Source organism: Shewanella sp. SR1, from assembly GCF_020447145.1.
In the GTDB taxonomy this organism is placed as follows: Bacteria; Pseudomonadota; Gammaproteobacteria; order Enterobacterales; family Shewanellaceae; genus Shewanella; species Shewanella baltica.
Genome location: NZ_JAJAEF010000030.1, coordinates 1 through 20,484, shown reverse-complemented (window position 1 = coordinate 20,484; position 20,484 = coordinate 1). Strand labels below are relative to the sequence as shown.

Genomic DNA, 20,484 nt, shown 5'->3' with positions numbered 1-20,484 from the left:
ATGTGGAACTCACGTCAGACAGTGCGCAAAGGATGCGCACTATTTTTTGTTGAAAACAGTCATTAACGGGGAAGCATCATGTTGCTAGCTACTTACAAAATAATTCATGTGATCAATAATCTGGTTACTGGAAATCGGAGTTATGGAGTCAGATTATTTTTAGGTAGTTTAGCAATCTTGACCTCCATTGATACATACGCCGTTGTTCCAACGGATAATAGTTTTGACAACCCGGTCAGTGCCCCTTATGAATTCACCTCTCCTGAGGCAATCGGTGGGGCTACTTTCAGTCTGGTAGCTCCTGTTGGTGCGAAAAGTACCATCACAGCTCCTATTTCAAACATTTCCATTACGTCGGAAGATGTTGGCAAACCTTATGGATATGATCTCGCCCTGGTATTCAATATAGATAGTGCAAATACTGTCGTGGCGGGAGCCTTTGATGCGCGAATCACTTCGACGGATGGTTCAAAGTTTCGTATTGTGTCAATGGAAATTGACACAGGGCATGATTTGGGAACCAGTCCGAACCTGACAATAACGGGGTATCGCGATGGTAGTTCAGTTGCATCAGATTCTATTAATACTGGTAGTTCTGATTCATCGGGCTCTGTTACCTATACAAAAAATGGGGTGAGTGTGGGTTTTGGTGGTGTCCTGGCTTTCAATACTGACTGGCAATATATAGATGAAATTCGTTTTACCGGAACCAGTGTAGTAGTCGCAATCGACGATATGAATTTTGAACCTGGCATTCCGCCTGATTCTACTCCCCCTACGGTAACTTCCATTTCCTCCAGCACCGCTGACGGCACCTATAAAAAAGATTCTCTAATTAGCATTCAGGTTAATTTTGATGAGGTAGTTAATGTAATAGGTACACCACAATTAACCCTGGAAACTGGCGCTACCGACAGAACGATCAACTATACCGGTGGTACTGGTAGCAGTACCTTGACATTTACTTATACCGTACAGGCGGGTGATGTCAGTGCTGATCTAGATTACATCTCAACTACTGCCCTAGCTTTGAACGGTAGTACTATTCGTGATGCAGCAGGCAACAATGCCATCCTTACACTTGCTACCCCCGGCGCGGCAAACTCTCTGGGCAATAATAAAGCATTGGTTATTGATGGCGTGGCTCCCACCGTTACATCAGTAAATTCCAGTACAGCAAATGGAACCTATAAGATTGGTGATCTAGTCAGTGTGCAGGTCAACTTCAGTGAAGCGGTAACCGTGACCGGTACTCCACAGTTAACACTGGAGACGGGTACAACTGACCAGACAATCAACTATACGAACGGTAGTGGTACCTCTTCGTTGACATTTAGCTATACCGTTCAGGCCGGGGATAATTCCAGTGACCTGGATTATGTAGCCACCAGTTCGCTGACATTGGGTGGGGGAACCATCAGAGACGCCGCAGGTAATGACGCGACTTTGACCCTGGCTTCACCGGGTGCAGCCAATTCATTAGGTAACAATAAAGCCTTGGTTATTGATGGTGTTGTACCTTCGGTATCCAGCATTGTGGTAAGCGGGAGTCCAACGGCGGCCGCTACCAGTGTGAATTTCACTGTGACCTTTAGTGAATCGGTGACCGGTGTTTCAACCGACGACTTTGCGTTAGGAATTACTGGAACAGCCAATGGCACCATTGCCAGTGTTTCCGGGTCTGGTTCCAGTTTCACGGTTACGGTGAGTGGTATTGTTGGCAACGGTACTATCAAAGTAAACCTCAATGCATCAACCAATATTGCCGATGCGGCAGGTAATGCTGGTCCTGTGGCTTATACCAGTGGTGCAACCCACACTGTTGCGATTCCAACAGTATCTGATGCTCCAACGATTGGTACGGCGACAGCGGGAGACGGGCAGGTTTCTATAACCTTTATGGCCCCTGTAAATAATGGTGGCTCAGCAATCACAGGTTATACCGTGACCTCTAACCCGGGAAATATCCCTGCCGGTGGCAATGGTTTTACAACATCACCGATTGTCGTGACTGGCTTAACTAACGGTACTGCCTATACCTTTACAGTGAAAGCAACAAATGGGGTCGGTGACAGCGTTGCCTCTGTTGCCTCCAACTCGGCAACGCCCAAGGCTAATCAAACTATTACCTTTCCCAATCCTGGAACAAAAACCTTTGGTACTGCACCTGACCTGAGTTCGACTGCCAGTGCTACATCATCACTTGCCGTGAGCTTTACCTCATCCACAACTGGTGTTTGTACTATTACTAGCGGCGGCGCGCTGACCTTTGTGACGGCGGGTTCTTGTACTATCGATGCAGATCAGGCAGGGAATGCTGCTACCAATGCAGCTCCTACCGTCAGTCGTACCTTTACTGTTACTGCGATAGTTCCCGGTGCCCCAACGATTGGTACTGCAACTGCTGGTGACACTCAGGCAACCGTGACCTTTTCGGCACCGGCCAACACTGGCGGCTCGCCGATCCTTGCCGGAGGCTACACAGTCACCGCTAACTCCGGCGGTGCAACTGGTACAGGATCAAGTTCGCCGATTACTGTAACGGGGTTGACTAACGGAGTGGCTTATACCTTTACCGTGACTGCCACCAACTCGGTGGGGACGGGTGCAGCATCGGCAGCTTCCAACTCGATCATTCCGGCATCACCACAGACGATTACCTTTACTAATCCAGGAACAAAGAACTTTGGTACTTCGCCAACGCTGACCGCAAGCTCATCGGCAGGTGGTGGTTATGTTGTTACTTTCACCTCATCTACCACCGGTGTTTGTACTATTACCAGTGGCGGTGTGTTGACCTTTATAACGACAGGAACCTGTACGGTCAATGCGGATCAGGCGGGCGATTTGTCTTTCCTGGCTGCACCGCAGGTGAGCCAGTCTTTCAGCGTTAGCCCCGTAGTTCCCGGCGCACCAACCATAGGGACTGCAATCGCCGGTGATACCCAGGCCAGTGTTGCCTTTGTTGCCCCAGTGAATATTGGTGGCTCGGCGATTACTGGTTATACCGTGACGGTAAATCCGGCGGATGTCGTTCCAGTATTGGGTGCTTCATCGCCGATTGTGGTGACCGGTTTAACCAATGGTGTGGCTTACACCTTTACCGTCACTGCCGATAATGTGGCGGGTACAGGCTCTGCATCGGCCGCATCCAACTCGATTACTCCGGCTGCCATTCAGACCATCACTTTTGCGAATCCGAATGCACAAACTTTTGGTACCAGCCCAACGCTGACGGCAACGTCAGATTCAGGCTTAACACCTGTCTTTACTTCATCCACTACGGGCGTTTGTACTATTACCTCCGGTGGTGCGCTGACCTTTGTGACGGCAGGTAGCTGTACTATTAATGCAGATCAAGCAGGTAATAGTAGCTATTTACCTGCTACACAGGTGAGCAGAACCTTTGCGGTAAATGCTGTCGTGGCTGGAGCGCCAACCATAGGAGCCGCAATCGCTGGGGATAGCCAAGCGGTTGTTAGCTTCACTGCTCCGATATTTAATGGCGGTTCATCAATTACGGCTTATACAGTGACATCTAGCCCCGGTGGTTTTACGGGTTCGGGAGCAGGATCTCCAATTACAGTTACAGGGCTTTCAAATGGTACGGCCTATACATTTAGTGTTACTGCGTCGAATACTGTGGGAAGTGGTAATGCTTCAAGTGCGAGTAACTCTGTGACGCCAAATGGTGCACCGGCTATTAGTGGTTCGCCGATATTAATAGTGAATCAGGATGCTTCGTACCAGTTTACGCCAATAGCGTCTGACTCTGTGGGAGATACACTTAGCTTTAGTATTAGTAATAAACCTACGTGGGCAACGTTTAATACCGCGACAGGTATGTTGTCTGGTATTCCATTAAATCAAGATGTTGGTGTGACTAACGGAATTGTTATCAGCGTTTCTGATGGCGCTTTATCTGCGAGTCTACCAGCGTTTAATTTAACTGTGACGAACGTCAACGATGCACCGACGATTAGTTCTATGGCTATGACTGCAGCGACCCAAGATGCAGCGTATAGCTACATCTTTGCGGCTGCGGATACTGATGTGGGCGATGTACTTACGTTAAGCGCGATAACTAAGCCTAGCTGGCTAAGCTTCAACGCCGCGACTGGTGTATTAAGCGGCACGCCTACAAATGCTGATGTGGGTTCTCACCCAGTGACGCTGAGGGTGACAGACACAGATGGCTTAACGGCTGACCAATCCTTCATGGTTATTGTGACCAACGTCAACGATGCACCTGTGATTAGCTCTCCAGCCATCACTACAGCAACTCAAGATATAGCTTACAGTTACACAGTGATAGCTACCGACTTAGATGTGGGTGCTGTGTTAACCCTCAGTGTAGTGACCAAACCGAGCTGGTTGAGTTTCAACTCGGTGACAGGTTTACTCAGTGGTACGCCGAGCAATGCGGATGTGGGCAGTCATGCTGTGTTACTGCGAGTGACGGACGCTGACGGATTAACAGCAGATCAATCGTTTAGTATTACAGTCACTAATAGCAACGACGCACCTACCATCACTTCAACAGCAACTACGGCCGCTGTGCAAGAGGCTGTTTACAGCTATACCTTTGCCGCTACAGATGTCGATGTGGACGACGTACTGACATTGAGTGCAGTGACTATACCGAGCTGGTTGAGTTTCAACGCGGCGACGGGTTTACTCAGCGGCACGCCTGGCAATGCTGATGTGGGCAGTCACCCGGTCACCTTACGTGTGACGGACACGGATGGCTTAACGGCTGAGCAAAGCTTTGGTATCACAGTGACTAACGTTAACGATGCGCCTGTTGCGACGAGTGCAAGTGTGACCTTCGAGGAAGATAGCTCTGTGATGATCACGCTTACTGGGGAGGATGCAGATAGTGATCCTCTTACCTATGAAGTGGTGAGCCAACCTGAATCGGGCACTTTGGAGCAGCATGGAACTGTGTGGTTATACACACCGGAGAAAGATTTCAACGGTGCAGATCAGATAAGCTTTATTGCTAAGGATGCTGAACTGAGTTCTGAGCCTGCAACTATCACCATTAATGTCACGCCAGTGAATGATGACCCACAAGCTGTCGATGATAATTACACTCTAGCCAGCACCGCGGATGATAAATACACACTAGCTGCGCTAGAGAATGATGTTGATGTGGACGGTGATACTTTGACTATCGATGGCGCGGCGGCAGACATAGGTAGTGTGCAGATTACTGCTGATGGACTCATATTTACTGCCCCTGCAGCTTATGTTGGTCCGGTCGCACTTCGTTATACCATTAGTGATGGTCAGAAAGGGCGCGCAAGTGCAAAAGTCAACTTACTGGTAGAAGGTGGGGAGGCTGACAATTTACCTGTTATTACTGTACCTAGTGATGTTGAAGTTAATGCAACAGGCTTGTTCACTCGAGTGGATCTAGGGTTTGCGAAGGCCGTCGATCGTAATGGTCATCCACTGCCCGTTTCTTTGGTCGATAAGCGTTTATTCTTTGCCCCTGGTAGTTACCTTGCTTACTGGCAAGCCGTAGATCGTGATGGCAATAAAGCGACTAAGGCTCAGAAAGTAAAAGTGCATCCATTAATTTCCTTGAGTAAAGATCAAGTCGTGGGTGAGGGTAATGAGGTTGTTGTTAGTATTCATTTAAACGGTGTAGCGCCTGAATATCCAATATCTGTCCCTTATACGGTTGCAGGTTCCGCGGACAGCAATGATCATGACTTAGTCGATGCGGTAGTGGAGATTACTTCAGGTACATTGGCCCATATTCACTTTAGAACCATAGAGGATGGGGAAGTTGAGGCTGAAGAAGAGGTGTTGATCAGCCTAGATCCAAGTTTGAATTTAGGCAGTAAGAAGCAAACACAAGTGTCGATCACTGAGGCTAACATTGCCCCGAGTGTGACTCTTGAGGTGACTCAAGCGGGTGAACGTCAGTTGATCGTGGCACAAAATGGTGGCGAGGTTCATATTCATGCGCAGATTAGCGATGCCAACATGAACGATTTGACATCTGTATGGTCGAGTGGCGCGCTGAACTTGCAGTCCGATGATGCGGGGATGTTCTTCTTGCCGACAGCGGTCTTGCCGGGCATTTATCCTGTGAGTCTGACTGTGACGGATAGCGGTTTACCCGCGCTGTCTACCACGGAGAAAGTATATATTGTTGTGCGCCCATCTCTGCCGCCTTTGACTGGAACTGATACCGACGGTGATTTGATCCCTGATAACCAAGAGGGATTTACCGATACAGACCGCGATGGCATTCCAGATTACTTGGATGCAATCAATGATTGTAACGTGATGCCTGAAGGTGAGTTGCAGCCTGTGTACTTCTTGGCAGAGGGGCAAGCGGGCGTGTGCTTACGCTTAGGTAATATTGCACTGATGCAAGAGCAAAGTGGTATTCAACTATTACCTAATCTGGTTCCTGAAGACAGTATCGCGGCCAATGTGGGGGGGATTTTTGACTTCATTGCTACAGGACTACCGCAACAAGGGCAGAGTTACAGTCTGGTGATGCCACAACGTGCACCTATTCCAGCGAATGCGGTTTATCGTAAGTATCAGGCACAAAATGGTTGGAAAGATTTTGTCCTGAATGAGCGCAACAGTGTCGCCAGTAGTGAAGGTGAGCGAGGTTTCTGTCCGCCACCGGGAGACAGTCGTTGGACGGCGGGATTAACAGAAGGCCATTGGTGTGTGCAGTTAACCCTCGAGGATGGCGGTCCAAACGATGATGATGGTGTCGCTAACCGCGCAATTGTCGATCCAGGTGGTGTGTCAGTCATGCTCAATGGGAATAGTTTGCCGGTGGCGAACCCAGATACCGCCGCTTTATTCTGGAACCAAAGTATCGATGTCGATGTGCTCGCCAATGATACCGATAGCGATGGTGATACGCTGACGGTCACGCAAGTGACCAGCGAGTTCGGCACCGCCGTCATCTTGGCTAATCAGCAGCTAAGTTACACGCCAGCAACCGATTTCATCGGTACGGATGTGCTGGTGTATAGCATTACTGATGGTAAAGGTGGTACTGCAAGTAGTGAGTTGACTGTGGTAGTGAGTGGTAATACCGCACCCACGACAGTCAACGACAGCGCCGCAACCGACGATAGAACGAGCTTGCTACTCGATGTACTGAGTAACGACAGCGACCCAGACGGAAATGCTTTAACATTAGTCAGCGCTACCGCGCAGCAAGGGGCTGTGTCAGTGGAGTCTAACAAGCTGCGTTATATCCCTAAAGCGGGATTCGATGGCGTCGATACTGTGAGTTATCAGATTAGCGATGGGCTAGGCGGTGAGGCAACCGGGCAAGTGCTCATTACCGTTAAGGCCTATCAAGAGGTGGTGATTGATAACAAATCGGGAGGAGGTAGCATGTCCTTGTGGGCATTAGGATTGATTATTACGGCGGGTTTAATCCGCCGCCGTAAATTACATAAAGTGGTCTTGGGGGCTGTGCTGCTCGCAGGCACAGTCAGTCAATCGAATGCGGCTGATAACTGGTATGTCGAGGGGTTTGTCGGGCAAGCTCAGGTTGATAGCAGCAGACGAGATTTACAGCCACAGACTGCAGCTGGCGTAGTGACATCGGTTGATGACAAAGATACCGCGTTTGGCTTAAGTGTGGGTTATCAATGGACTCCCATGGTGGCAATCGAATTAGGCTATGCCGACTTTGGTAATGGGAGTGCGCGGATTGAAGGCGCGAGTCTGACTCCGGCGCAATACCATGAGCAGGTCAAAGCCGTGACCCCCGTATTGGCCGATGGCGTGATGCTGGGATTGCGTTTTACCTTACTGCAGCATGATGCTTGGCGGTTTGAAGTGCCTATCGGATTGTTTAGATGGCAAGCGGATATCAGTAGCACTATGGGCAATAGCCGTTTAACCACAGAACTCGATGGCACTGATTGGTATACCGGTGTACGGTTTAGCTATCAAGTGAGCGACGCTTGGTCAGTTGGCTTGGGGTATCAGTATGTGGATATTGAGCCGAATGACTTCCTCAGTTATCAGCTCAATTTACGTTATCAATTCTAAGCGTAAACCAAACTAAAAGGGGCTTTGCCCCTTTTTACTATTTATAAACGGCAGAATTTTTTAGGCATACTTTGATGCAGTTCACTTAGGCTGAGCTTGGTTTGTGATGTATCTCGCAAAGAATTTACAGCTTGTCTTTAGGTGTATGCAATAAATTCAGGTTGTAGATTAAAAACAGGATAGTAAGATTGTCACTTACCTTATTTAATTTATCGCTTTTTATCCAGAGGCAGTTATGTCGCAGCGGCAGAATAAGCCGGAAATATTGCATACCGAAGTTGTCGCGAAAAGCCGATTATTTCAAATTGAGCAAGTGCATCTTAAGTTCTCAAATGGTGTCGAACGCCAATACGAGCGCATGAAAGGCGGCAGCCGTGGCGCTGTGATGATAGTGCCTATTCATCAAGGGCAAATGCTACTGGCGCGCGAATATGCTGCCGGAACCGATAATTACGAGCTCGGTTTTCCTAAAGGTCTTATCGACCCTGGTGAATCGCCAATCGAAGCAGCTAACCGTGAATTGCAGGAAGAAATTGGCTTTGGGGCGAATAAGCTCACGCTATTGAAAGAACTTAGCCTAGCGCCGGGGTATTTCTCCAGTAAGATGCAAATTTTTCTTGCAGAAGATCTGTATGAGAGTCGCCTTGAAGGTGATGAGCCAGAGCCCATTGATGTGGTGCCTTGGGCGCTCGCCGATTGGGAGGCCTTGCTCGATGATGTCGATTTTTCAGAATCCCGTAGTGTGAGCGCGTTGTTTTTAGCGCAAAAGTATTTATACCTTAAATAATCTTTTTCCTTTTAAGCGTTCAAAGCTGGAACGCTTGCAAAACATTCGCGAACTTTGCGATTGGAGTTGTTATGAAGCCAGAAGAGTTGATCGACGAAGTTATTGCGATTGCGACCGATGCCGGGATAACTATCCGTGACATTTATCTCAAAGGTAATTTTGAGCGAGAAATGAAGTCTGACAATACCCCTGTCACTTCCGCAGATTTAGCGGCGAACAAGATCATTTGTGACCGATTAACTGCTTTAACGCCTGATATTCCTGTGTTATCTGAAGAGGCAGCCGACATTCCGCTGAGCGTGCGTGAATCTTGGAAGCGCTATTGGTTGGTCGATCCACTCGATGGCACGGGTGAGTTTATTGCCGGCAGTGGTGATTTTTCGGTGATTATTGCACTCGTTGAGCACAATCGTCCCGTGATGGGCGTGGTGTATGTGCCTATGACGCAAGTGTGTTATTACGCGATTGCAGGTTTAGGGGCATACAAACGCACGGATAAACAGGAAGTGCGGATCAGCAGCCGCCAAATCGAGCACCGTGAAAAGGTCTCCCTAAGATTGGCCGTGAGTCGTCGTCAGGATCCTCAATCTGTATTGACCCTGTTCAACCACCCTAAACATTGCGAGCTCGTGGTGATGGGCGGCGCAGCGTTAAAGAGTTGTCTTGTCGCCGAAGGTCGAGCCGATTGTTATGTGCGAGTTGGCCCAACGGGCGAGTGGGATACGGGAGCGGCGCAAATCATAGTCGAAGAGGCGGGTGGACAGTTGATGGATACTGAGCTGCAACCGTTAACCTACAATGAGCGCGAGACGTTAGAAAACCCTAACTTTATCGTAGTGGGCGCACCCAACTTAGAGTGGGATAAGATTTTAATAGGTGAATAATTTTCGAATGCAGTCTATACGTCCGGTATTAAAGTCAGAGTTATTCGCGGTTTATCAGCTTGAGCAGGCCATTTTTGGCGAACATAGCTATCCCGATTTTTTCTTCCGTCAGGGATTTGATTGTTGGCCAGAGCAATTTTTAGTGGCCGTAAATGGAGATAATCTGCTGCAAGGTTATTTGCTCAGTGCCCAGAGTAGCGATCCTACCTGTATGTGGATTTTATCTGTTGCCATAAGTGAAGATGCTCGCGGAAAGGGATTAGGCAAACGTTTGATGCAGCAGTGTTTAGCTGAGTTGCCCGCCGCTGTTGAGCGGGTGTGTTTAACGGTTGACCCGAGTAATCCTGCCCATGGCTTATATCAGCATTTAGGTTTCGTTGATTCGGCTTTTGAGGCCGATTATTTTGGCGCTGGTGCAGATAGAGTTGTGATGACTTATCGCAAGTCTTAAACCTCGCTCTCATCTTTGAACCAAAAATTAGCCTCAAATAAAAACAGCTTTGAATTAAGAATGATTTTTAAATCAAAATAAAAAACGGCGTGCTTACTGAGCACGCCGTTTTTATACTCTTTTGTGTGGTCTAATCTCACATACACCGTTCGCTTTACTGAGTGCATCGATTTCGAGCGTCTATCTTTATCTATCAGCCTCAATGATATCCTTCACTATTTACCCACTACTGTACGTAAAACAAACTTATTTTGAACGTTGTTTTTTATTTTAACTGCTGTTAGTCTCTTGCTATCCAACTGGGAGTGAGAGCTATGGCCAGACGAAAAGAACACAGCCATGATGAAATTCGCGCGATGGCAATACAAGCGGCAACTGAGTTACTGACCGAGCAAGGTGTTGTCGGGCTTAGTTTACGCAAAGTGGCCAGCCAAATTGGCTATGTCCCTAGTACCTTGATCAATATTTTCGGCAGTTACAACTATTTGCTACTAGCCGTTTCTGAGTCAACGCTTAGGGCTTTACATGACAGATTAGCGGGTGTTTGTGCGGTTGGCAGTTTACGTAAAATCATTGCAATGGCGTGGGAGTATAGTCAGTTTGCCCATGAGCAGCGCCAAGCTTTCAAGCTGGTTTTTGAGTTGCAATTACTCGATTCTGAGCCACTACCGCAATCACAAGGACAATTGATTGCAGGATTATTCACACTGATTGAACGTGAGTTAGCGCAGCTCTTCCCAGAGGCGACACCGGAGCAGCATCTCAGTATGAGCCGTGTGTTGTGGGGGGGGATTCATGGGCTAACTGCTTTGTCCCTCGATAATAAGCTCTTTGCTGAATCGTTATCACTGCGGGATTTACTCGAGAGCCATGTGCAGGCTTATCTACAAGGAATGGGTTACCAGAGGGAACTATCATGCTGCTAACAAAACGTTTTTTACCTTATTTTGCGACTCAGTGCCTCGGCGCCTTGAATGACAATATCTATAAAAATGTGTTGCTGCTGTTAGTGACCTTCAGCCAAGTCAAAGATTTACCCATAAGCGTCGATATGTTTGTGAATTTAGCCGCTGGGGTGTTCATCCTGCCGTTTTTCCTGTTTTCGGCCCACGCAGGTGTGGTTGCCGATAATATGGATAAGGCCAAACTTATCCGTCGATTGAAATTACTCGAAGTTATTATCATGTTCTGCGCCGCTATCGCGATAGTGAGTGAGAACTATATGATGATGTTATTACTGTTATTTTTAACAGGTAGTCAGTCGGCTTATTTCGGTCCGGTCAAATATTCCTTGTTACCCCAAGCGTTGAAAGAGGACGAGTTAGTTACAGGCAATGCGTGGGTTGAAATGGGCACTTTTCTCTCTATTCTGGTCGGCACGTTAAGTGCGGGGATCTTAGTTTCTGAAGTCAACGGTACGCTTTGGGCTGCCATTACCGTTGCCGTATTGTCTTTAGCGGGATATCTATCGAGTCGCGCCATTCCTGCTTTACCACCGCAGGGCGTCATCGAAAAAATACGTTTCAGGCCGTTATCGGGCACTTGGCGCAGTATTAAAAAAGCGCGTCAAACACCTTCAATCTGGATGGCGATCCTCGCTATCAGTTGGTTTTGGTTTTTAGGCGCGACCTATCTGACTCAATTCCCTAACTTTGCCAAGCTGCATCTGCATTCAGGCGCGACTGTGGTGTCGTTATTGTTGGGCATGTTTTCCATCGGGATTGCCGTTGGCTCCTTTGTCTGTGAACGTTTTTCCTACGGTCATGTGGAACTCGGTTTGCTACCATTTGGGGTATTGGGATTAACTATCTTTGGTGTTGATTTGCTTTGGGCTATTCCACCTGCACCAGTGGATGCTAGTTTTGTCTATGGATTAAAAGCCTTTATTGCCGAGTCGCAACATTATCGGGTGATGCTGGATTTCTTTATGATCGGCGTTAGCGGTGGGCTGTTTATCGTCCCTTTATACGCCTTTATTCAATCGCGTTCGGCTAAGGGTGAATGTGCTCAGGCGATTGCTGCCAATAACATTATGAACTCTCTGTTTATGGTGGCTTCGGCGCTGTTATCTATGTTGCTGCTGGGTGTAGCAGGTTGGACTATTCCGCAGTTATTCTTGTTGCTTGCCGTAATGAACTTTGTGGTCGCCCTTTATGTTTATTCGCAAGTGCCAGAATTTACCCAGCGATTTATCAGTTACTTACTTAGCCATGTTATGTATCGCGTGACCGTAACTGGCCGTGAAAAAATTCCAAAGGAAGGGGCTGGCATCATAGTCTGTAACCATGTGAGTTATGTGGATGCATTGATTATTATGGGAGCCTCGACACGGCCAATCCGCTTTGTGATGGATAAATCCATTAGCGAAATTCCTCTGCTGAAGTATGTGTTCCGCCACGCTGGGGTGATCCCTATCTGTTCGCCTAAGCAAAGTGAAGAGACCTATAATCGTGCCTTCGAGGCGATTCATGCGGCGCTCGCCAATGGCGAGTTGGTGTGTATTTTCCCGGAAGGTCGACTCACCCCTGACGGTGAACTTGGCGATTTTCGTCCTGGAATCGATAAAATCTTAGCCAGAGATCCTGTGCCTGTTATTCCAATGGCATTACACGGATTATGGGGGTCTTACTTTAGCCACAAGGGCGGACATGCCTTAGCTAAAATGCCCAAGCGTTTTTGGTCAAGGGTGTCGGTGGATTTAACGGATGCCGTCGATGGCAAGCTTTCGAATAAGGATTCTTTGAGAGTCCAAGTGGCGAGCCTGCTGGGTAAGTCTTAAATCCGTTATGGCAGTATGAAGTAACGTGAAGTGATAACCGCGAAGCAAATGTTCGCGGTTATCTTATTTTAGGGTGGCGATTTATCGTGTCTGATAGCTATCCAGCCACTCATGCATGGCTTGGTGCGAACCTTTAAAGAGCACCCGTTCCGACTTTTTATCTAATTGGTATAGGTACATAGGGTCGTAATACTTATGTAATAACAAGTTTATCCAGACTAAGTGCAGCGAAGTGTCATTCTGGTTGATTTGCTGATCGAGTGCTTGTTGCATCAAATCTTGCAGTTCTTGATGCTGCTTCCCGCCTAAACGTTTACGAATGCTCACTAAACTTTGCAATAGATAGTCGCTAAATGCCGCAAAACCCGCTTCAGCCCCTAGGCGTTCACAGAAGCCGCTATACATTTTATGCACATATTCATCGCGTAAGCGTTCGAGCCTCACATCGTCCGACTCTTCTAGCACTAAGACATTGGCGGCTTGCATTGCATTGTAAAATGTCTGCGGCAGCGCCGAACGCCCAATCAGGAAGCTTTCATCTTCGAGCAGTAAACAGGCAACACCGCTCGTTTGGTGCTGTAGCAAGGCAATGGCAAGCTGATTTTCAAAGTTAATCTGCGTCGGCTGTGGGTCGATATTCTTCCCAAAGCTAGAGCCTCTATGATTGGCTATCCCTTCAAGATCAACCGCTTCTTTACGCAGTAATAAGAAATCGGTTTTACCGCAGCCCGTCATCCCGCTTAAACTCAATAACGGTTGCTGAGTCGGTGCCGCTTCAATCACGCTAATCAGATATTGGCGCATGGCCTTATAGCCACCTTGAATATAAGGGACTTCTACACCGGCTTCTTTAAGCCATTGATGCGTGAGTTGCGAGCGTAAGCCGCCACGAAAACAATAAAGGTAGGCGTTGGGGTTGGCTTTCACATAGCTTGCCCAAGCTTCGATTCTCTGTTGCTTGATGGGGCCATTAACCAGTGAATGACCCAATGCAATCGCGGCTTGCTGACCTGATTGCTTATAACAAGTGCCGACTTTTTCCCTTTCACTATCCAGCATCAAGGGTAAGTTGGTCGAGTTGGGAAACGCACCTCGAGTAAACTCTATGGGTGCTCGCACATCCATGATGGGATGTTGATTGAGGAAAATTTCCCGATATTGTTCTGCAGCGACGATCGCGTTTGGCATCAGCACAACACCACATTTGCTTCAGTGGTGGGTGTTTCCAGTGATCCAATGCAAATTGGGGCGATGTGATGCGCATCGAGTAGAGCAATCAATTCCGCTTCGGCTTCGGCCGAGACGGCAACTAACAGACCACCACTGGTTTGCGGATCGCACAGAATCGCTTTTTGATGCTCGCTGAGCTCGGGGAGATGCTCGCCATAACTGTCGTAATTACGGTGAGTCCCGCCAGGAACGCAACCTAAGGCTAAGTAATCTAAGGCGCGTGGCAGTAACGGCACCGCATCAAATTTGAGTTTTGCCGTGAGCTTGGCACCTTGGCACATTTCGAGTAAGTGTCCCGCCAGTCCAAATCCTGTGACATCGGTCAGGGCGTTTACACCGCTAATTTTGGCAATCGTCGTGCCTATAGTATTCAGCTGACACATAGCATTAACCGCAATGTGACTGTCTTCATCTTGGAGTTTTTTCTGTTTTTGCGCTGTGGTTAAAATGCCAATGCCGATAGGCTTAGTGAGATATAAACGATCGCCTGCTTTAGCAGTATCATTTTGTTTTAAGTCAGTTAACGCAATTTGTCCTGTCACTGCGAGCCCAAAAATCGGTTCGGGCGCATCTATGCTGTGGCCACCGGCTAGCATGATCCCGGCTTCCATACAGGCTTGTCTGCCGCCATCGACCACTTGTTGTGCGACTTCTGCAGGTAGCTTATTGATTGGCCAGCCTAAAATAGCGATCGCCATGATAGGCGTGCCGCCCATGGCATAAATATCACTGATCGCATTAGTCGCAGCGATGCGGCCAAAGGTGAAGGGATCGTCAACAATCGGCATGAAAAAATCGGTAGTGCTGATGATGCCTATGTCGTCATTGAGTTTATACACTGCGGCATCGTCACGGCTTTGATTGCCGACCAGCAGATTAGGATCAGTAAACACGGGTAACTGCGAGGCTAAGATAGTGCTGAGCACTTTAGGGGATATCTTGCAGCCACAACCTGCACCATGACTATATTCTGTTAGTTTGATTGATTCTGGGAGTGTAACTGGGGAATCTGACATGATCTCAACAGCCTATTTAAGTGATTAAGGCATCATCATAATCAGATACGGCCACCATGCAAGGTGGCCGTATGACTTTCGGGCAGAATTGTGGCTTAGCTATAAATTGCGGTCAGGCTGCGCCAATGTTTTTGCTGGACTAAGAAACGCGCTTTTAGCTCTTCAACTTGCTGCAATAGCTGCTGATCGACAAGTTGTTTGCGCTTGGCCTCAAGCAAGGTTTTCTGTGCTTGATAGTAATCCATTAAGTGCAGCTTGAGTAATTCATACTCAGCTTGGACTTTTTCAATAATTTCCTCGGCATTGGGTAAGTGCACGACTTTGTTCTTGGTCCGCAGCAGCTGCATCTGCAAGCGTGCGCTCTCGATACGTTCCTGTGGACTCGTACGCAAGTCCTTGGCTAACCCCAACCAAGATAATGACTTAATCAACCATTTAGTTGGATCGTAGTGCCACCATTTAATGCCATTACGATAGTCATTTTCGAAGATGTGATGGAAATTATGGTAACCCTCACCGTAGGTCAGCATGGCTAGAAAGCCATTATCGCGGGCAGTGTTCTTATCGGTATAAGGCTGGCTGCCCCACACGTGGGCTAAAGAGTTGATGAAGAAAGTGCAGTGATGCACAACCACTAAACGCAGTAAACCCGCCATCAATAACATAGACAGTACGTCGCCGTTCAGCCAGCCGAGCAGGGCAGGCAGTCCAATGTTCATCAGTAATACGAGTGCAAGATAATGCTTGTGTTGCCACATAACGATACGGTCATTTTGCAGATCACGCACATTCTGATAATCATGATAGCGTTGCGACTGATACTCACGCAGCATCCAACCGATATGGCTGTACCAGAATCCCATTTTGGCTGAGTACGGGTCTTTGTCGTTATCATCTACGTGCTTGTGGTGGATTCTGTGATCGGAAGCCCAGTGTAATGCACTGTTTTGTAATGCTAAAGCGCCACCGAGTGCATACATAAACCGCACTGCTGGATGGGCTTTATAGGCCTTGTGTGACCACAGTCTGTGGTAACCTGCGGTGATCGACAAACCACTGGCAAAGGCTAAGACAATAAAAGCGATCCATTCACTGGCGCCATAGCCGTGAACAATACCGCGCCATGGAACTAAGATCACCGCACTGAGGAAAGTGATGGCAAATAGACTGACATTAAGCCAGATGATAGGGGGTTTTTTCATTATAGGTTTCCAAAATTCGCTTTTGAGCGTACATCTGTAAGCTAATTTAGCCTAGCTATATTGTTTGGTCAAGGACGATGGGGCTGTGTTTAATGCCTAAAAGCGGTATTATCGCGTCATTACATTCAGTTAGCGGATTTAAGAATGGGTATTCGAGCACAGCAAAAAGAGAAAACTCGTCGAGCTTTAGTCGATGCGGCCTTTAATCAGCTAAGTGCTGAGCGCAGTTTCTCAAGTCTGAGTTTGCGAGAGGTTGCTCGGGAAGCCAATATCGCGCCGACATCTTTTTATCGCCATTTTAAAGATATGAACGAACTCGGTCTCACTATGGTAGACGAGGGCGGATTAACACTCAGGCAGATGATGCGAAAAGGCCGTCAGCGAGCCGAAGCCGGTGGCAGTGTAATCCGTATTTCTGTTGATACTTTTATGGAAGTGCTTGATTCTAATCCAAACGTATTCCGTATCTTATTGCATGAACGTTCAGGAACCTCAGCAGCGTTCCGTGCGGCGGTTGCCCGCGAAATTGAACATTTTATTTCTGAGTTGGCTCACTATACCGAAGCGAAAGCGGGCCGAACCCCGCTATTAGCTCGTGCACAGGCAGAAGCCTTAGTAACTTTGGTGTTTAACGCCGGCGCTTCAGCATTAGATATGAAACGCGCCGATCGAAAAATCCTTGCCGATCAATTAGTCATGCAACTGCGTATGGTCGCCAAAGGTGCCGAGGCTTTGCAGCATAAGGTTGAGCACCGCTAATCTGAGTGATATGCACATCAGTTGATAAAAATAATGGAGCCTGAGGCTCCATTATTTTTGGCGAATTTATGTTTGAGTTCTAGCTACGTTTAACTGCTATGCAGTCGAGCTTAATGCATTTGAGGTGACTAACGACGCTCTAGTAGGACACCTGTTTCCATGTGATCGGTATAAGGGAACTGATCAAACAAGGCGAAGCGAGTGACTTTATGGGTTTCGTTTAGTTGCTGCAGATTGTCTTTTAAGGTTTCTGGGTTGCAGGAAATATATAAGATCCGCTCGTAACCTTGTACTAACGCCAACGTATCAGGATCAATCCCTGCGCGTGGTGGGTCGACAAAAATGGTGTTGCACACATAGCTGTCGAGATCGATACCTTCTAAACGTCTAAAGCTGCGTTTCTTCGCCATGGCATCGCTAAAGTCTTCGGCCGACATGCGAATAATCTGTAGATTCTCAATACCATTCACTTCGATATTGTATTGTGCCGCATCGACTGAAGGCTTAGCGAGTTCGGTGGCCAATACGCGATTAAAGTTTTGCGCCAGTGCGATAGAGAAGTTGCCATTACCACAGTAGAGTTCGAGTAAATCACCTTCACTGTCCTGAGTCGCATCGATAGCCCACTCCAACATTTTTACAGAAACTTTAGCATTGGGTTGAGTAAAGCTGTTCTCGATTTGCTTATATAAGAAGGTTTTATCATTCACTTGTAATGACTCGACCACAAAGTCTTTATCTAAATCGATTTTTTGCTTACGGGCACGGCCGATGATGTTGACGTTAAACTGGCTGCTTAACTTGGCTTTTAGTGCAGCCGCATCGGCGCGCCATTGGTCATCAAGCTGTCTGTGATAAAGCAAGGACACTAAAATCTCGCCGCTTAAGGTCGACAAAAAATCCACTTGGAACAGTTTATGTCTTAGACTAGGATTCGGTTTTAGTTCGGCGATTAAGGCCGACATCATTTGATTGATGAGCACGCTGGCTGGCAAGTATTGATCGCATCGCACTTTCTCATTCAATACTTTATCGAACATGTAATAGTATAAGTCGTCACCGTCATGCCACATGCGGAATTCAGCACGCATACGGTAGTTGGCAGGCTCTGAGGCAAAAACTTCAACACTCGGTGTTTCAAATTGGGCAAAGGCTTGTTCTAGCTTGATACGCTTGTGTTCTAACTGCGTATCATAAGTCTGAGGGTCCATTGCTGCTAAGTTCATTGTTTGATTCACCGTTGCTGTAAATTGGGGCGCAAATATTATACTAGGTGACACGAATGTCCAGCATCTTGCTTTTGCTGTTTATGCAAAGCTGTGGGAAAATCTGCGCGCTTGAGTGTTATTCTATGGGTATTCTTTGAATATTTGGTTGGATTCATCCAATCATCAAACATCGAATCACTTATGTCGCAATGCGTTCAATCTGTATAGCCAATTTGATATAACCGAAACGGGAGACTCGCTTGTCGCGACCTATATTAGTGTTTGATTCAGGGATTGGTGGCCTATCCGTATTGGCTGAAATCCGCAGGAGTTTGCCCCATAGCGACTATTGTTATCTTTTCGACAATGCTAGGTTGCCCTATGGCGAGTTAGAAGAGCAGGTATTAATTGCTGGCTGTGTCGAATTAGTATGTGATCTTGTGGCTCGCACCAATGCACTGATAGTCGTCGTCGCCTGCAATACCGCGAGCACTGTTGTGCTACCTGCATTACGTGCAAACCTCAGTATTCCTGTTGTGGGCGTTGTACCCGCTATCAAACCCGCGGCACAGATGTCTAAGAGTAAACGTATTGGACTCTTGGCTACCCCTGGCACAGTTAAGCGTCATTATACCCATGAGCTCATCAGCCAATTTGCCGATGATTGCCATGTCGAACTTTTTGGTTGTTCTGAACTTGTCATGATGGCGGAGCAGAAAATAGCAACAGGTGAAATGGACATGCACAGACTGGCAGATTTACTCGCGTCAGTCGTTGCCGCGCAATTGGACGTGCTCGTACTGGGTTGTACTCACTTCCCGATGATCCAAGCTGAATTACAACAAGTGCTCGGTGCGGGCGTAACGCTAATGGATTCTGGCGCTGCGATAGCTAAGCGAGTCGTGACTCTTTTAACGCAACAGAATCTTATTGTGGAGGAGCGCAGAGTAACAAATGAGAGAGAAGCAGTAGGGCAGTCAGTAATGCAGGCGTTCTATACTAAAGCGGAAATCAGTGAAGGTTTAACAACAACATTAATTGATTGTGGCTTTTCAACTATCGAACGAATCACCACAACCAACTAAATTTACAACGTCAAACAAAACAGTTTAAACGGTAATGCTACTCGTCAGTACCAGTACGGTCGGCAGCTTCCGAATCTTGTGTTTTTGCTTCTCTTACTTTTAAGGTTCTTTCTTGGAAGCTATAGTCATTCAGTTTAACCATGGCTTTCTGAGCGCCAGACTCTGACATCTCCACAAAACCAAAACCTTTACGACGACCAGTCTTACGATCTCTGACTAAACGCACAGAGTTTACTGGGCCAAACTCACCAAACAATACTTTTACTTCACCTTCATGGACACGATAAGGCAGGTTACCTACATATAAGGTCATAGTAGGACCAACATATTGTTCTTCTGTAGCATGAGATGATGAAGTCTCTGGAACAAGTTTAAAGATAAGGCTAGTCACAATAACGCCTGCAACGAAGGCAATATAAGCCGGCAGCGTAGGTGCAAACTGAAATAGCACAAAGGCGCCAACAATGGCGACAATCAAAACAATAAGAAATGACTTTTGCATAAGAATGCTCTCTGATGAATGGAAAATTGATAAATAACTGTTAACAGCAAGTATATGGTAATGAATTATTTACTTTTACACTAGACCATTGCTGAAATATTGAGCGTGAATTATCAATTATTAGCTAAAAAAGCTGACTTATCTCCGATAAATAAGGTCTACAAGCTAAAAAATGGTCATAACGTTTAAAATATCGACGTACGATTCAATGATCGCTAAAAAGCCCTTGCGGACTTTCTCAATCTCCCTATAATGCGCATCCACTGACACGGCAGACAGCGTAACGCAAGTTAAGCAAAGAAAGCCAAGCAGTTCATCGGTTAGCAAGCTAAACGATGAGTGTTGAGAAAGTTGAAAAAACTACTTGACGCACTAACGGGAATGCGTAGAATACGCAGCCCTGACCCGCTGAAAACTAAGTGTGTGGTCAACGCTCTTTAACAATTTATCAAGCAAATCTGTGTGGACACTCACAGGTGTTGAGTTAATCGAAACTGCTTAACCTTCGGGTTGGCAGTCAAAAATTTAA

Annotated in this window: 13 protein-coding genes; 8 read left to right on the top strand and 5 right to left on the bottom strand. The window is 47.1% G+C overall.

Features of this window, described 5'->3' with window-relative positions:
• Positions 1 to 177 precede the first annotated feature (177 nt).
• The 6 genes from KV201_RS19785 to KV201_RS19760 all read left to right on the top strand — a co-directional run bounded on the left by KV201_RS19785 (position 178) and on the right by KV201_RS19760 (position 12,953).
• Positions 178 to 8,052: an Ig-like domain-containing protein gene (locus KV201_RS19785; protein WP_226060322.1), complete on the top strand. Its 7,875-nt coding sequence runs from the start codon at positions 178 to 180 to the stop codon at positions 8,050 to 8,052.
• A 235-nt stretch (positions 8,053 to 8,287) separates the two neighbouring features.
• Positions 8,288 to 8,839, top strand: a complete 552-nt coding sequence (nudE, locus tag KV201_RS19780) for an ADP compounds hydrolase NudE (RefSeq protein WP_006087513.1) — start codon at positions 8,288 to 8,290, stop codon at positions 8,837 to 8,839.
• Positions 8,840 to 8,910: 71 nt separating this feature from the next.
• Positions 8,911 to 9,723, top strand: coding sequence for a 3'(2'),5'-bisphosphate nucleotidase CysQ (gene cysQ / locus KV201_RS19775; RefSeq protein ID WP_006083628.1), 813 nt, complete (start codon positions 8,911 to 8,913; stop codon positions 9,721 to 9,723).
• Between the two features lie 7 nt (positions 9,724 to 9,730).
• The gene (locus KV201_RS19770; protein ID WP_226060321.1) at positions 9,731 to 10,174 is read left to right on the top strand and encodes a GNAT family N-acetyltransferase; all 444 of its coding nucleotides are present in this window, start codon (positions 9,731 to 9,733) and stop codon (positions 10,172 to 10,174) included.
• Positions 10,175 to 10,488: 314 nt separating this feature from the next.
• Positions 10,489 to 11,100, top strand: coding sequence for a TetR/AcrR family transcriptional regulator (locus KV201_RS19765; protein WP_226060320.1), 612 nt, complete (start codon positions 10,489 to 10,491; stop codon positions 11,098 to 11,100).
• Positions 11,091 to 12,953: an MFS transporter gene (locus KV201_RS19760; protein ID WP_226060318.1), complete on the top strand. Its 1,863-nt coding sequence runs from the start codon at positions 11,091 to 11,093 to the stop codon at positions 12,951 to 12,953. The genes KV201_RS19765 and KV201_RS19760 overlap by 10 nt, the downstream gene beginning before the upstream one ends.
• Before the next feature lie 81 nt (positions 12,954 to 13,034).
• Here the strand turns inward: KV201_RS19760 and mnmH are convergent, their stop codons facing one another.
• From mnmH to KV201_RS19745, 3 genes are all read right to left on the bottom strand, one after another.
• The gene (gene mnmH / locus KV201_RS19755; RefSeq protein WP_226060316.1) at positions 13,035 to 14,141 is read right to left on the bottom strand and encodes a tRNA 2-selenouridine(34) synthase MnmH; all 1,107 of its coding nucleotides are present in this window, start codon (positions 14,139 to 14,141) and stop codon (positions 13,035 to 13,037) included.
• Entirely contained in the window at positions 14,141 to 15,199 is a 1,059-nt protein-coding gene (gene selD / locus KV201_RS19750) for a selenide, water dikinase SelD (RefSeq protein ID WP_226060315.1), read from the bottom strand. The genes mnmH and selD overlap by 1 nt, the downstream gene beginning before the upstream one ends.
• A 95-nt stretch (positions 15,200 to 15,294) precedes the next feature.
• Positions 15,295 to 16,401 (bottom strand): fatty acid desaturase, encoded by a 1,107-nt coding sequence (locus KV201_RS19745; RefSeq protein WP_226060314.1) that lies wholly within the window; start codon positions 16,399 to 16,401, stop codon positions 15,295 to 15,297.
• Positions 16,402 to 16,545: 144 nt separating this feature from the next.
• Between KV201_RS19745 and fabR the strand changes: the two genes are divergently transcribed.
• Positions 16,546 to 17,160, top strand: coding sequence for an HTH-type transcriptional repressor FabR (gene fabR, locus KV201_RS19740; protein WP_006083621.1), 615 nt, complete (start codon positions 16,546 to 16,548; stop codon positions 17,158 to 17,160).
• Positions 17,161 to 17,288: 128 nt separating this feature from the next.
• Here fabR and trmA read toward each other — a convergent pair whose 3' ends face one another.
• Entirely contained in the window at positions 17,289 to 18,386 is a 1,098-nt protein-coding gene (gene trmA, locus KV201_RS19735; RefSeq protein WP_226060312.1) for a tRNA (uridine(54)-C5)-methyltransferase TrmA, read from the bottom strand.
• Between the two features lie 242 nt (positions 18,387 to 18,628).
• Here trmA and murI point away from each other — a divergent pair, with 242 nt between their 5' ends.
• Positions 18,629 to 19,453, top strand: a complete 825-nt coding sequence (gene murI, locus KV201_RS19730; protein WP_226060311.1) for a glutamate racemase — start codon at positions 18,629 to 18,631, stop codon at positions 19,451 to 19,453.
• A 37-nt stretch (positions 19,454 to 19,490) separates the two neighbouring features.
• Here murI and KV201_RS19725 read toward each other — a convergent pair whose 3' ends face one another.
• Positions 19,491 to 19,955 carry an RNA-binding protein gene (locus KV201_RS19725; RefSeq protein ID WP_006083618.1) on the bottom strand — a complete coding sequence of 155 codons (465 nt, stop codon included), beginning with the start codon at positions 19,953 to 19,955 and terminating at the stop codon, positions 19,491 to 19,493.
• Positions 19,956 to 20,484: the final 529 nt, after the last annotated feature.

Excerpts from the sequence above, each read along its gene's own strand:
- nudE (WP_006087513.1), top strand. The coding sequence starts at position 8,288 with ATGTCGCAGCGGCAGAATAAGCCGGAAATATTGCATACCGAAGTTGTC.
- cysQ (WP_006083628.1), top strand. The coding sequence starts at position 8,911 with ATGAAGCCAGAAGAGTTGATCGACGAAGTTATTGCGATTGCGACCGAT.
- KV201_RS19770 (WP_226060321.1), top strand. The coding sequence starts at position 9,731 with ATGCAGTCTATACGTCCGGTATTAAAGTCAGAGTTATTCGCGGTTTAT.
- KV201_RS19765 (WP_226060320.1), top strand. The coding sequence starts at position 10,489 with ATGGCCAGACGAAAAGAACACAGCCATGATGAAATTCGCGCGATGGCA.
- KV201_RS19760 (WP_226060318.1), top strand. The coding sequence starts at position 11,091 with ATGCTGCTAACAAAACGTTTTTTACCTTATTTTGCGACTCAGTGCCTC.
- mnmH (WP_226060316.1), bottom strand. The coding sequence starts at position 14,141 with ATGCCAAACGCGATCGTCGCTGCAGAACAATATCGGGAAATTTTCCTC.
- selD (WP_226060315.1), bottom strand. The coding sequence starts at position 15,199 with ATGTCAGATTCCCCAGTTACACTCCCAGAATCAATCAAACTAACAGAA.
- KV201_RS19745 (WP_226060314.1), bottom strand. The coding sequence starts at position 16,401 with ATGAAAAAACCCCCTATCATCTGGCTTAATGTCAGTCTATTTGCCATC.
- fabR (WP_006083621.1), top strand. The coding sequence starts at position 16,546 with ATGGGTATTCGAGCACAGCAAAAAGAGAAAACTCGTCGAGCTTTAGTC.
- trmA (WP_226060312.1), bottom strand. The coding sequence starts at position 18,386 with ATGAACTTAGCAGCAATGGACCCTCAGACTTATGATACGCAGTTAGAA.
- KV201_RS19725 (WP_006083618.1), bottom strand. The coding sequence starts at position 19,955 with ATGCAAAAGTCATTTCTTATTGTTTTGATTGTCGCCATTGTTGGCGCC.